We start from the raw sequence: 12,741 nt of genomic DNA, 5'->3' as shown, positions 1-12,741 counted from the left end.
GATTTGCACGAAAAACAGGCAATGTGGATAAGGTGCGCAAGCCCTTGATTTGATTGAATATTCCCGATAATGTGCAAAAGTTGTGCACATTTCGCATATTCTACGACGGGCGTTATGTTCAATAGTGTGCGAAAAAATACGTATCGGCACATTAACGGGCAAACCCGCTATCATCACCGACACAGAGGAAAGGTGCAACCCGTGACCCTTGATGAATTCGACGCGGCCCTGGCCGCCCTTGGCTGGAAGGTGGCCGACTTCTGCCGCATGACTGGCCTACACCGCAACACCCCCAGCCGCTGGCGCACCGAGGGCGTGGAGATACCCGCATGGGTGCCCCAGCACCTTGGCCTGTTGCTGGACGTGAAGCGCCTGCACGCCGTGGCCCAGGTGCCCACCACCGACAAGGCGGCCGGCTGGCTGGCGCAAGACCTGCAGCGGCTGCATGCCGCCTACCTGGAGCCCCCGACACATGACTGACGCCGCAATCCTTGCCGAGCTGCGGCGCCTGCGTGAAGCTGTTGACCTGTTGGTGCGCTACATCGGCCCACGCTTGACGCGTGAACAGGTGTGCTTGCGTCTGGACGTGAGCCGCAACACGCTGACCAGACGCCTGGAGCTGGGCCAGTACCCACGGCCAGGGAAGGACGGCAAGTGGCTGCTGTCCGAGATCATGGCGTGGGAAGCCCGGCACTGATCGCCTGCCACCTTGGCGCCCAGCCGCCCGCCGTGCTACAGTGCGGGCAAGCCGAAAGGCCCGGTGCTCGAAACACCTTACGAAAAGCGGTGCAACCTCCCCGACAGCGAGGTTTTGTCACGTCCATATTCCGGCGCATGGCCCCAGGCCGTGCCCCAGGTGCGCCCCCAGCGGGCCGCCAAGGTTTTGGGCGGGATGGCCAGAGTGGCAACACCTGGCGCACGGACTTTTCGCCGTGTTTCGAACATCCCGTCCACCCGCTGCCCGTCGAAAGGCTGCGTGTGGGTTTGAAGTCTCGAAAAGGAGCCTTACCCCATGACCACGGTCATTCCCATGGCCGGCCGCCGCGCCGCCGCTTTCCCCCTGCCTTCCACCCCCGAGCTGATCGGCCTGCACGTGCAAGCCGAAAACGCGCTGTCCACCGCACTGCACGAACTGCGCCGCCTGGACGCCACACCCGCCACCCTGCGCCTGGCCACGGCCCGCGCCACAAGGGCCGCCACGCTGTTGAAACGGGCCAGCGAGTGCGTCAATGGAGTGGGGGTGCAGCCATGAAACTGCGTATTGCCTTCGACCTGGACAGCGCCCGCCTGCCCCACTACACGGACGAACACCTGGCGCAGTTGTGGCACGTTACCCAGGCCAACCCCGCGCCCTTTGGCGACCGTGACGCTTGCCACTTTGCCGAGCTGGTGGGCCGTGAAATCGTGCGCCGCTGGCTGGCCGCTGCGCCCGTGGCCATGTGGACGCACCAAGCGGCCCACGTGGCGCCGCTGCGTGCCGCTGAGGGTGTGGGGGTGCTGTCATGAGTCAAGCCCAACAAGTCAAACCCCCACTGTCTGAAACCGAGCATTGGGAGCTGTCGCAGATACGCGCCACGCTGCGCCTAGCTGCGTTTGCGGTGGAGGCCGAGCGGGTGCTGCGCGATCTTGAGAACGGGGCGCGGCGTGACCCGAACATGGGGCGCCTGTTGGACGCTTGGACCGAACAGCGCCTGCAGTGGACCGAATACGCTGGCGCGGCACCGTTGGTGCTGGACGGCTTGTATTGCCGTCTTGGCGTGATGCTGGACCTGGAGGGCTGACCCATGTCTGAGCACATCAACCCCGAACAGGCCCGCGCCCTGGTGCGTGAGATCACCAGCAGCGCCTGCAACATCGCCACGCTGGCCGGCAAGGCGTTTGACACCGGCGCCGATGGTGACGCATTGGGCGCCTACCTGGACGCCATTGAACACGCCGCGCAGCGCGTGGGCTGGCTGTCTGAGCTGGCCAGCGCACAGTTGGGTGAACGCACCGCAGTGGTGGGCTTTGATGCCGCCGCCTGGCTGCTGCCCAGGCCCTGCCAAGCCCGAACGGTGGAGGGCTGAACCATGCACGCCACCGCACACGCCTGCACAATGAACAGGCCCCAGCTAGGCCCGCGAACCGAAAAGCGGGAGCTCCCTGCCCGCCTGCTGGGGCTTTCTTTCAGGGGCGCATCCACGGGAATGCTAATGACGAAACAAGACGGGCCCCACCTGGTGGGTGTTGATGGCGCTGCGCATGCTGCGCCGAAGCCTGATGCTGTGCCGGAGGATGACCAGCTTTGGCGGCAGGTCGTTGGCTGCCTGGACAAGTGGGTGGAATGGGCTGCACCAGCTAGCCAGGGGTGTGTGCTGACACCTGTGCAGTTTCTGGCGGTGGTTTTGTGGGTTATAGGACCCGAAGAACCATCGGATGCGACCGCCAAACTTATCGTAAACAGGTGGGCGCGTGCGCTGAGTGTTGCGCACTCCCGAGGCGAAGTCATTACGTTGCACCCCGTGTGTTTGCTGCCTTTGGGGCGTGAGGAATCGCCCGCTGACTGTGTGCTGTCTATGGGGCACTTGCAGGAGTTTCTTGATTCCATGCCTATCGGCTTTAACCTGCGAAAGACATTGGAGTCTTGGCGCGACGAATTGGCGCAACCTTCGGGCGAAAAGAGAACGCTTGAACAAGTGGCCAAAGACCGAAAAGCTGTCAAGGGCACGCGGTGGAAACAGGCTGATAAGCAGGTGGTGGCCGATGCTGTGAACGAGACCAGCATTTCTGCCGTGGCCAAGGTGCTGGGCCTTCGTGAATTCGCGGTGCGCAATGTCACTGAGGGCTTGAAACCGACCGGCAGCACTGGCGGCAATGGGCGCCCGCCGAAATACGGTTGGGCCAACCAATTGAGCCGCTAGACGGCTTGCTTGCTTCCTTGCTTTTCCTTGCTGGTGCCTGGCGCACTTGCGAGGCGGGCCGCTGCATTGCGGGCGGCAAAGAAAAAGCAATAGGCGGGCAATCCTTGCTTACGCGGTAATTCCTTCACGCCCCGTCCGAACCGTGACGCATCAGGGCGGATACGCAAAGGAACCGACCATGCAACTTGTCCACGCTCAGAAACCCGTTGTGCCCCGTGATCGTCTTCTGCGCCTACCCGAAGTGGTGGCTCTCACTGGCACATCCAAGACCACGATTTACGACCTCATGAAGGCCGGCAAATTCCCCGCACGCACAAAGATCACTGCCCGCATGGCGGTGTGGAGTGAGGCCGCCGTGTTGACCTGGATTCAGGCCCGAATCACCGAAGGGGCTGTGCAATGAAGGCGCCCCACCTGGAAGCCTTGGCCGGTGAGCTGGCCTGCGAGGGCCGGCACTGCGCGGCGGCTGAAAGCATGCTTGACACCCTGGTGCGGGGCTTTGCTGCCTACCTGGCCGGCCGTGTTGAAGCTGGCGTGGGTATTGCGGCCGACGACATGCCGCGCCTGTTGGAGAGCTTCGGCATGGTGGAACAGCACCACGGCCGCACCGCCTTCCACCGTGAGCAGTACCGCAAGGCAGCGGGCAAGGTGCTGCACCGTGCCCGCCAGTTGGGCAAGGGGGCGGCATGTCTGCCGAAGTGCTGACCGCCAGGCCCTACAACGGCATTGCCTCACAACGGGCCGCCATCCTGGCCACGCTGCGGCAAAGCCCCGCAACGGGGGCACAACTGATCCGGCAATGCCACGCCCCCGACCCCACGGCCCGCATCCATGAGCTGCGCACCGAAGGCCACCAGATCGAAACCCAATGGACCGACCAGCGCAACCCTGACGGCAGTGTCAACCGCGTGGCCCTGTATGTGCTGCACGGCAAAGACGACCGACAGAGGGAATTGGACTTGAACGCATGAACTCTCACACGCCTATCACGCCCGAACTGATCCGCGCTGCGCTGGCCTACGTGCCGGCTGGCCTGCCCCGCGATGAATGGGCGCGGGTGGGCATGGCCATCAAGGCCGAATACCCGGACGGCACGGGATTCGACCTGTTCGACGCATGGAGCGCCAGCGATGCCGACCGCTACGACAAAGCCGGCGTGCGCTCCACCTGGCGCAGCATCAAGGCCGGTGGCGGTGTGGGCGTGGCCACGCTGTTGCACCTCGCCAAGGAACACGGCTTCACGCTGCCCAAGGCCGGCCAGGCACCGGCCGCGCCCATGCCTGCCGAGCTGGCCGAACGCGAGCGCCAGCGGGTAGAGCGCCAGCGCCAGGAACAGGCCGACACCGAGGCCCGCCACGCTGCCGCCGCTGCCGATGCGCTGGCGCAGTGGGAGGCCGCCAGCGAGGCCGGCGCCAGCCCTTACCTGGTGCGCAAGGGTGTGCAGGCCCACGGGGTGCGATTCGCGCCTGGTGGCTGGCTGCTGGTGCCCGTGCGCGATGCGGCCGGCACGCTGTGGAACCTGCAGCGCATCGCACCCGAGAAACCCGCCAGCGGTGCGCCGGAAAAGCTGTTCGGCAAGGGTGGCCGCAAGTCGGGGCTTTTTCACCTGGTGGGCGACGTGGGCACCGCGCCGGCCGTGCTGCTGGTTGCTGAGGGCTACGCCACGGCCGCCAGCCTGTTTGAAGCCACGGGCTACCCCGTGGCGGTGGCGTTTGATGCCGGCAACCTGCAGCACGTGGCCCGTGCCCTGCGCCAGGCGCACCCTGCCGCGCTGCTGGTGGTGTGTGGCGACGACGACCGCGACACCGAGGCACAAACCGGCACCAACCCCGGCCGCATGAAGGCCAGCGCAGCGGCCCAGGCGGTGCGCGGCCTGGTGGTGTTGCCCGAGGGCTTGCCCGATGGTGGCAGCGACTTCAACGACCTACACCAACACGTGGGCGGTGCCGCTGGGCTTGATGCCGTGCGGGGGCTTGTGCAGGCCGCCATTGATGCCCACGCGGCCGAACAGCAAGCCGCCCAGGACGCGAAACAGGCCAGGTCCAAGGGCAGGGCTGGGCCAGCCCCAACAAACGGCGCCAGCGGCCCGCCTGCGCCTCCCACTGCGCCACCTGGTGCGCCTGAATCGCCACCCGACAAGCCCGCGCCCGAGTGGGACCGCTTCATGGTGGTGGATGAAGGCGTGTTCCACCGTGGAGTGGACAAGGACGGCGAACCGACCAAGCCCGAATGGGTGTGCAGCCGCCTCGATGTGGAGGCCCTGACTCGCGACCAAGACGGCCACGGCTGGGGCTACCTGCTGAACTTTGCCGACCCGCTGGGCCGCCCCAAGCAATGGGCCATGCCCGCCCGCATGCTGGCCGGCGACGGCGGTGAATACCGCGCCACGCTGTTGAACATGGGCTTGCGCATTGCCACCAGCCCACGCGCCCGCAACCTGCTGACGCAGTACATCCAAACCCGCAGCCCCGACGATTACGCCACCTGCACCGACCGCGTGGGCTGGCACGGCCGCGCCTTTGTGCTGCCCCATGAAACCGTGGGCGACGATGCCGAGCGCATCGTGTTTCAGAGCGAGAACGCCCAGGAAAACACCTTCCGCGTGAAGGGCACGGCCGAACAGTGGCGGGAGCGTGTGGGCGCCCTTTGCGCCGGCAATTCGCGCCTGGTGTTCGCGGTGGCCTGTGCCTTTGCCGGCCCGCTGCTGCGCCCTGGTGGTGTGGAGAGTGGGGGCTTTCACTTCCGTGGCGACAGTTCCAGCGGCAAGACCACGGCCCTGAAGGTGGCCGCCAGCGTGTACGGTGGCCCCAGCTACCTGCAGCGCTGGCGAACAACTGACAACGCCTTGGAGGCCATTGCGGCCCAGCACTGCGACGGGCTGTTGATCCTGGACGAGCTGGCCCAGGTGGACCCCAAGACGGCCGGGGAGTGCGCCTACATGCTGGCCAACGAACAGAGCAAGGCCCGGTCCACCCGCAGCGGTGCGGCCCGTGCCCGTCTGTCTTGGCGCCTGCTGTTCCTCAGTGCTGGCGAATTGGGCCTGGCCGACCACATGGCCGAAGGCATGAAGCGCACCCGCACCGGCCAAGAAGTGCGCATGGCCGACATACCGGCCGACGCTGGCCAGGGGCTGGGGGCTTTCGAGAGCCTGCATGGCCTGGACGGTGGCGCCGCCTTCTCGCGCCAGGTGGTGGGGCAGGCGGGCACTGTGTACGGCGCCACGGGCCGCGCCTGGCTGCAGTGGCTGACCGAGAACGCAGACGGCCTCAAGGCCCGCATTCGAGACGCTGCGGGGCGCCTGGCCGGCCAGATCGTGCCCGAGGCCGCCAGCGGCCAGGTCGAGCGCGTAGGCGCCCGCTTTGCCCTGGTGGGCGCGGCCGGTGAACTGGCCACCGCTGCGGGCCTCACGGGCTGGGCAGTGGGTGAGAGTGAACGCGCCGCCCGTGCTTGCTTCAATGCCTGGCTGGCCGCACGTGGTGGCATCGGCAATGGCGAGGTGACGGCCATGCTGCGCCAGGTGCGCCGCTTCCTGGAGGCGCACGGGGAAGGGCGCTTCACCTGGTGGCACCGTGCGGCCGACGACCACAACAGCAAGACCCTGCACCGCGCCGGCCTGCGCCGCATGATCAACGACCGAGGCGAGCCCATCAAGACGAACCACGACCACGCCGCAGACTATGGCGACCGCATGCCGGCCGCGTTCGGTGAAGGTGTGTCGGTCGAATACTTCGTGCTGTCCGAGGTGTTCAAGGGTGAGCTGTGCCAAGGCTTCGACGCCCAGGCCGTGGCCGCCGTGCTGGCAGAGCATGGCTGTCTGGTGGTCAAAGAGAAGGGCCGGCACAGCGTCAAGGAACGGTTGCCCGGTGTGGGCCTGGCCCGGTGCTACCGCATCACTGCCAACATCTTCGACCTTGATCTGTAGGCCCTGCCTGCGGGGCTTGCTGGGCCGCCGATAGGCGGGGCGGCCGGGGCTTTTTTCGCGCTGCTGTGCCCGGTTTGTGAGGGTTCCAGCACCAAGGAACAGGGCGCCCGGTCAAGTGCTGGACGTGTGCGAACGACCCCGGAAAGATTTGTCCCCGGTGTCCCCGGCTGTTTTGGGTTTGTCCCCGGTGCCACCGGGGACAGAATTCCTCAATGGTGACAAGGACTTACGCGGGTTTTTCCGATTTGTCCCCGGTGTCCCCGGTAAAAAAGAACAAGAGCCGAAAGAAAAAGCCCCGCGCCGGGTGTCTGGCCGGGGCTTTTTGGCGCCTGTTCGGCGCTGGCCTGGTGGTGGGCCAGGCGCGGGGGAGGGGGGTTGCGAAGGTCTGAGACGCACACCCCCTAGACCGATCGGTCCCCTTCATTCGCGGCGCCGCGAAATGGACAGGGGGGAGGGGGTAAACAAGTCTGGGCGCCCATGTCCTAGACCGATCGGTCCCCCGGATTTTTGTGCGCGAGGGTTTTGGGAGGGGGGGTACTCCCCACATCAGTGGCCAGGTGAATGCGCTCCGGGCTGCTGCCCGACCTGGTGCTGGCCGACGATGGCAGGGAGGTACACTCCCGCCCCGGTCTTGTGCTGGTGCCCACACCTCAAAAATGGGGGTACCAAAGACAAAGCGGGGGTACAAATGGGGGTACAGCGGCCAGATGAAAAACGAAGAATCGTTATTTCATGCGGGTTTCAGAGGTTCTTTCAATTGACCCCAGCCCATCACACCTAAGACCAACCGGTTCGCCAGTTGGTCTTTTTTCTTGTTTTGCCGTTCCACGGCCCGTTTTCATGACCTCTCTGCAGCCCGGCACGCTCGGCATCGACTTCGGCACCTCCAATTCGGCCATGGCGTGGGCCGATGCGCACGGCGTGGCGCGCCTGATTCCGCTGGAGGGCGATGCGGTGTCCATGCCCACGGCGGTGTTCTACAACGCCGAGGACCGCAGCACTCACTTCGGTCGCGACGCGGTGGCGCAGTACCTCAGTGGCACCGAAGGGCGGCTGATGCGTTCGCTCAAGAGCTTGCTGGGCAGCCCGCTGCTGCTGGAAACCACCGTCATCAACCACCAGCAGGTCAGCTTCCAGGACATCGTGGCCACGTTTTTGGCGGCCTTGCGTGACCGCGCCGCCACCACACTGGGCCACGCGCCGCGCCAGGTGGTGATGGGGCGGCCGGTGTTTTTTGTCGATGGCGATCCGCAGCGCGATGCGCAGGCGCAGCAGTCGCTGCTGGACGCCGCCCTTGCGGTGGGTTTTGAGCAGGTGTTGTTCCAACTGGAGCCGATTGCCGCCGCGCTGGACTACGAGCGCCGCCTCACCCGCGAGGCCACGGTGCTGGTGGTGGACATCGGTGGCGGCACCTCCGACTTCACGGTGGTGCGCCTGGGGCCGCAGCGCATGGCGTTGACCGACCGCAGTGGCGATGTGTTGGCCACGACCGGTGTGCACATTGGTGGCACCGACTTCGACCACAAACTGAGCCTGGAAAACGTGATGCCGCTGCTGGGCTACCGCCACCTGGGGCCACAAGGCCGCGAGGTGCCCAGCCGCGTGTTCTTCGACCTCTCCACCTGGCACCTGATCCAGTGGCTGTACCAGCCGCGCGCCATCAGCCAGGCCCAGGCGCTGCGAGCCAACTACGCCGATCCGGCGCTGCACGTGCGCTTGATGGAGGTGCTGCGCCAGCGCCACGGTCACCACATTGCGCACGAGGTGGAACTGGCCAAGATCCGCTGCTCGCAGTCGGGTGGCGACACCGAGGTGGACCTGTCCTGCATTGCACGTGGGCTGTCCGCGCCCATGGCGGCGGCCGACATGGCGGACCAACTGGCCGGCCAGCTGGCGAGGGTGGTGGCGTGCGCGCGCGACTGTGTGACACAAGCGGGGCTGGCCATGGCCGGGCTCGACGCGGTGTACCTGACCGGCGGCTCATCGGCACTGCGGCCTTTTCAGCAAGCGCTGCAAGCCGCGTTCGACGGCGTGCCCTTGGTTGAAGGCGACCTGTTCGGCGGCGTCGCATCGGGCCTGGCCTACACCCGGATCTGACGGGTGTAGGCCCGCCCGCTACGCGGCCTGCGGCCGCGCGTGGTACAGCAGCACGCCCAGCACCACCGGGATGCTGACGGCCGCCACCCAGGGGTTGGCAAAAATCAGCGACAGCGAGAACACGTTGAGTATCCAGAAGCCCGCTTTTCCGATGGGCCGTGCCACATAGCCGGTGTAGGCGGCGCCCAAGCCCATCACCGCCACCACCGAACAGGTGGCCGCCAGCAAGAAGGCCGGCCAGGTGAAGTCCAGCAGCAGCAGCGAGGGCGAATAGACAAAGGCAAACGGCACCAGCGCCTTGCCCATGGACAGCCGGAAGGCGGTCATGCCGGTGCGCATGGGTTCGCTGCGGGCAATGCCTGCCGCCGCAAAGGCGGCCAGCGCCACGGGCGGTGTCACGTCGGCCAGCACACCAAAATAGAAGACGAAGAAGTGGGTGGCCAGTTGTGGCACGTCCAGTTGCGCCAGCGCGGGCGCCACGATGGCGGCCAGGATGATGTAAGTGGGCGTGGTGGGCACGCCCGAGCCCATGATGATGCAGGCGATGGCGGTAAACAGCAGGCCAAACAGGATGGTGACTTGCTTCAGATCGAGCAACTGGAACACATCCAGCGCCACCAACGCCTGCGCGGCCACGCTGGAGACATCGACCACCCACGCCGAGAACTTGAAGCCCATGCCGGTGAGTGTGGTGATGCCCAGCACAAAACCCACACAGGCGCAGGCTGCACCAATGCCCAGCGCGGCCTTGGTGCCCATGTCCAGGCCCTGCACCAGCGCGCGTGGCCCCACGGCGATGCCGGTCATGCCTTTGCCCAACGGGCCCAGCAGGCGCGGGATCCACGAACACGCCACGGTGAGGGTGATGCCCCAAAACGCCGCCAGAAACGGGGTGTACTGCATCAGCAGCAAGGTCACCATCACCACCAGCGGAATGAACAGGTGCCAGGAGCTGCGCAGCACCAGGCCGATGCTGGGAATCTCCGACGGGTCCATGCCACGCAGCTTGAGGCGCTTGGCCTCCAGGTGCACCATGTACAGAATGGCAAAGTAGTGCAGGATGGCCGGCACGATGGCGATCAGGATCAGCTGGTTGTAGGGGATGCCCAGCGTTTCGGCCATGATGAATGCGGCCGCACCCATGATGGGTGGCGTGATCTGGCCGCCACATGACGCCGAGGCTTCCACCGCCGCCGCAAAGCGGGGCTGGAAGCCCACCTTTTTCATCAGCGGAATGGTCATCACCCCGGTGGTGACGGTGTTGGCAATGGCCGAGCCGGAGATCATGCCGAACAGACCGGAAGACACCACGCTGACCTTGGCGGGCCCGCCCGAAAAGCGCCCGGCCGCAATGGTGGCCAGGTTGACGAACAACTGCCCCAGACCGGTGAGCTGGGCCATGATGCCGAACAGCACGAAGTGAAACACGAAGGTGGCCACCACACCGACGGGTATGCCGTAGATGCCCTCGGTGCCCTTGTACAGGTGGGCCACGATGCGCGGCAGGCTGTAGCCCCGGTGGCCCAGGCCGCCGGGCAGGTAAGGGCCCAGCAAGCCATAGAAGATGGTGGCAATGGCCAGCAGCGGCAGAAAAATGCCCATGGTCCGGCGTGTGGCCTCGATCACCATGGCAATGGCAATCACGCCCATCATCAAATCCAGTGGCGTGTGGTTGCCGGGCCGCTCGATGAAGATGTCTTGAAAGAACACCAGCAAATAGAGCGAAATGCCCGAGGCCAGCACCGCGAACACCCAATCGCGCCACGGTATGTGTGTGGTGCTGCCGTCGTACGCCCGAAACGGCAGGGCCAGGCCGGCAATGGCCACCAGCACACCCATGAAGGCGTAACGCATGCCGTCCGGTACCGGCTCGTTCAGGCCGGCCAGCAGTTGGGTGCCCATGAACAGGTAGAACGCCACCAGCCCCAGTGACACCAGCCACTCCCACGGGCCCGGCAGGCGCTTCTGGCGCGGGAACACCAGAAAACACAGGCCCAGCACCACCGTCAGGTGGATGGCGCGGTGGGCAATCTCGTTGTGCAGGCCAAAGCCTGCCGTGTAGTAGTGCCAGGCCGCCAGGCCCGCGCACAACACCAACACGATTTTGGCGCTCCAACCTGTCAGGCGGCGGAAGCTGGCTTCGGGGTCGAACTGTTCGATCAGGCGATCGACTTCGGCTTGGGTGGTGCTCATGGTTGTTCTCGTTGTTCGGTTCATTGGGCGGTGTCTGGGCAGCCACGCGCGCGCAGCTGAATGGCTTGGGCGCTCAGGTCGCCGAGCAGCACCGGCGCGTGGCCGGGCACTTGCACCCGCATGTGCTGGGCGGGCAGCGGGCGCACCACCAGCGGCGCCACCACACGGTCCAGCGTCAGGCGTGAAAAGCCGCGCTCTCCAGACTGCACACGTTCAAGCCGCTCGCCGGGCCCCGGCGCCGATGGCAGGCCGTAGCCCTCGCCATCGAACTGCTCTTCCACCAGGTGTGCACGCCAGCCGTTGGCCCCTGTGCGCCACTCGTAGCGGTCCAGCACGGGCGTGCCCAGCACCGAGTGGGTGAAGGCCACGTCGGCACGTGGCTGGGCTGGATCCAGCGGCAGGCGCATCAACTCACGCTGGCTGCGGTGCTCGCTGAGCACCAGCTCGCAGGCCTGGCCGATCAGTGGCAGGCACAGCGCCAGTGCCAGCAAGGCACCGCGCCGTGCCCGACTCACTTCACCAGGCCTTTTTCTTTGAAGTAGCGCACGGCACCGGGGTGCAGCGGCACGCTGGCCACTGAGGTGGCGGTGTTGAGCGCAATGTTTTTGCCCTGCACGTGGACCTGGCCCATGATGGCCGTGTTTTCGTACAACGCCTTGGTCACCTCGTAGGCCACGTTCTCGGGCACGCCGTCGTGGCTGGCCCAGATGGCCATCACGGCCAGGGTGGGCACCGCTGCGGTCTGGCCCTTGTAGCTGTTGGCGGGCAGGTCCACCTTGGTGTAGTAGGGCTGTTCCTTGAGCAGGGCGTCCACTTCCGGGCCGCTCAGGGGAATGACCTTGAGCGCGTGGCTTTGCGCGAAGTCGGTCACGGCGGCCACCGGCACCCCGCCGGTGATCAAGGTGGCGTGCAGGTTGCCGTCCTTGATCTTGTCCACCGCCTGGGTGAAGGACGAGCTGTCTTCCTTCACGTCGGTGCGGGCCATGCCATTGACGCGCAGCAGGTCCGTCACCAGCTGGTACTGGCCCGAGCCGGGGGCGCCCGACGAGATGCTTTTGCCCTTGAGGTCTTTGACGCTGTTGATGCCCGAGTCTGCGCGCGTGATGAGCTGCACGGTTTCGGGGTACAGCGCGCCCAGCGCGCGCAGGTTTTTCAGCGGCGCATTGGCGAACTGGTTTTTGCCGTTGTAGGCGGCGTCCAGGATGTCGGCTGCGACGAAGGCCGACTCGATGTCCTTGGTGCCCAGCAGCTTGGCGTTGCCCACCGAGGCACCTGCCGCTTCAGCGGTGGCGGTGATCTTTTTGCCGTCCACCGTCGCTTTGTTGGAAATCAACTGCGCCAACATGCCGCCCAAGGGGTAATAGGTGCCACCCGTGCCGCCGGTGGCAATACCGAAGAACACCCGTTGTTGGGCCACGGCGGTGCCGACAAGTCCAACGGAGGCGGTGGCAGCGGCCACCAGGGTCAGGGCAATGCGTCGATTGAATGTCATTCGATTCTTCCTTCGGGTTGGGGAGGGGAACACACAACTTACCAGAGGTGGCGGCTTGCGCCAAGGTGTCTGGCCAGCCAGGGCGGCTACAGTGTGGAGCCGAACGTGCATGGTCTCCCAGGCTTCGCCAAATCTGA

The 12,741-nt window shown here is 65.8% G+C and carries 15 protein-coding genes; 12 read left to right on the top strand and 3 right to left on the bottom strand.

The genetic code is table 11. The annotated features are described in order from the left end of the window. Positions 1 to 201 precede the first annotated feature (201 nt). The 12 genes from ACFQPB_RS08520 (at position 202) to ACFQPB_RS08465 (ending at position 8,919) form a co-directional block, all read left to right on the top strand. Entirely contained in the window at positions 202 to 480 is a 279-nt protein-coding gene (locus ACFQPB_RS08520; RefSeq protein ID WP_382221860.1) for a hypothetical protein, read from the top strand. Then, positions 473 to 697, top strand: coding sequence for a helix-turn-helix transcriptional regulator (locus ACFQPB_RS08515; RefSeq protein ID WP_382221858.1), 225 nt, complete (start codon positions 473 to 475; stop codon positions 695 to 697). The genes ACFQPB_RS08520 and ACFQPB_RS08515 overlap by 8 nt, the downstream gene beginning before the upstream one ends. Positions 698 to 1,012: 315 nt before the next feature. Beyond that, positions 1,013 to 1,252: a hypothetical protein gene (locus ACFQPB_RS08510; protein WP_382221855.1), complete on the top strand. Its 240-nt coding sequence runs from the start codon at positions 1,013 to 1,015 to the stop codon at positions 1,250 to 1,252. After that, the gene (locus tag ACFQPB_RS08505) at positions 1,249 to 1,506 is read left to right on the top strand and encodes a hypothetical protein (RefSeq protein WP_382221852.1); all 258 of its coding nucleotides are present in this window, start codon (positions 1,249 to 1,251) and stop codon (positions 1,504 to 1,506) included. Before ACFQPB_RS08510 ends, ACFQPB_RS08505 begins: the two co-directional genes overlap by 4 nt. Continuing rightward, entirely contained in the window at positions 1,503 to 1,781 is a 279-nt protein-coding gene (locus tag ACFQPB_RS08500) for a hypothetical protein (protein WP_382221850.1), read from the top strand. The genes ACFQPB_RS08505 and ACFQPB_RS08500 overlap by 4 nt, the downstream gene beginning before the upstream one ends. A 3-nt stretch (positions 1,782 to 1,784) precedes the next feature. After that, a complete protein-coding gene (locus ACFQPB_RS08495; RefSeq protein ID WP_382221847.1) occupies positions 1,785 to 2,066 on the top strand; it encodes a hypothetical protein in 282 nt (93 codons plus the stop codon). 126 nt (positions 2,067 to 2,192) lie between these two features. Beyond that, positions 2,193 to 2,900 carry a hypothetical protein gene (locus tag ACFQPB_RS08490; RefSeq protein ID WP_382221844.1) on the top strand — a complete coding sequence of 236 codons (708 nt, stop codon included), beginning with the start codon at positions 2,193 to 2,195 and terminating at the stop codon, positions 2,898 to 2,900. 178 nt (positions 2,901 to 3,078) lie between these two features. Further along, on the top strand, positions 3,079 to 3,303 hold the full coding sequence (locus tag ACFQPB_RS08485) for a helix-turn-helix transcriptional regulator (protein WP_382221841.1): 225 nt from the start codon (positions 3,079 to 3,081) through the stop codon (positions 3,301 to 3,303). Further along, entirely contained in the window at positions 3,300 to 3,605 is a 306-nt protein-coding gene (locus ACFQPB_RS08480; RefSeq protein ID WP_382221839.1) for a hypothetical protein, read from the top strand. The genes ACFQPB_RS08485 and ACFQPB_RS08480 overlap by 4 nt, the downstream gene beginning before the upstream one ends. Next, entirely contained in the window at positions 3,587 to 3,871 is a 285-nt protein-coding gene (locus tag ACFQPB_RS08475; protein ID WP_382221836.1) for a helix-turn-helix domain-containing protein, read from the top strand. The genes ACFQPB_RS08480 and ACFQPB_RS08475 overlap by 19 nt, the downstream gene beginning before the upstream one ends. Beyond that, on the top strand, positions 3,868 to 6,822 hold the full coding sequence (locus ACFQPB_RS08470; RefSeq protein ID WP_382221833.1) for a DUF927 domain-containing protein: 2,955 nt from the start codon (positions 3,868 to 3,870) through the stop codon (positions 6,820 to 6,822). The genes ACFQPB_RS08475 and ACFQPB_RS08470 overlap by 4 nt, the downstream gene beginning before the upstream one ends. An 840-nt stretch (positions 6,823 to 7,662) precedes the next feature. Then, positions 7,663 to 8,919 carry an Hsp70 family protein gene (locus tag ACFQPB_RS08465; RefSeq protein ID WP_382221830.1) on the top strand — a complete coding sequence of 419 codons (1,257 nt, stop codon included), beginning with the start codon at positions 7,663 to 7,665 and terminating at the stop codon, positions 8,917 to 8,919. Between the two features lie 18 nt (positions 8,920 to 8,937). On the opposite strand, the gene ACFQPB_RS08460 is transcribed toward ACFQPB_RS08465, so the two are convergent. The 3 genes from ACFQPB_RS08460 to ACFQPB_RS08450 are packed head-to-tail and all read right to left on the bottom strand — an operon-like array spanning position 8,938 to position 12,604. Further along, positions 8,938 to 11,112 (bottom strand): TRAP transporter permease, encoded by a 2,175-nt coding sequence (locus ACFQPB_RS08460; protein ID WP_382221827.1) that lies wholly within the window; start codon positions 11,110 to 11,112, stop codon positions 8,938 to 8,940. A gap of 20 nt (positions 11,113 to 11,132) precedes the next feature. Next, a complete protein-coding gene (locus ACFQPB_RS08455; protein ID WP_382221824.1) occupies positions 11,133 to 11,627 on the bottom strand; it encodes a DUF1850 domain-containing protein in 495 nt (164 codons plus the stop codon). Continuing rightward, positions 11,624 to 12,604 carry a TAXI family TRAP transporter solute-binding subunit gene (locus ACFQPB_RS08450; RefSeq protein WP_382203581.1) on the bottom strand — a complete coding sequence of 327 codons (981 nt, stop codon included), beginning with the start codon at positions 12,602 to 12,604 and terminating at the stop codon, positions 11,624 to 11,626. The genes ACFQPB_RS08455 and ACFQPB_RS08450 overlap by 4 nt, the downstream gene beginning before the upstream one ends. Positions 12,605 to 12,741 lie beyond the last annotated feature (137 nt).

The organism is Hydrogenophaga atypica (assembly GCF_042665215.1).
Taxonomy (GTDB): Bacteria; Pseudomonadota; Gammaproteobacteria; order Burkholderiales; family Burkholderiaceae_C; genus Hydrogenophaga; species Hydrogenophaga defluvii_A.
Note: the sequence above shows the minus strand (reverse complement) of the source record. Positions and strands in the feature narration are given on the sequence as shown.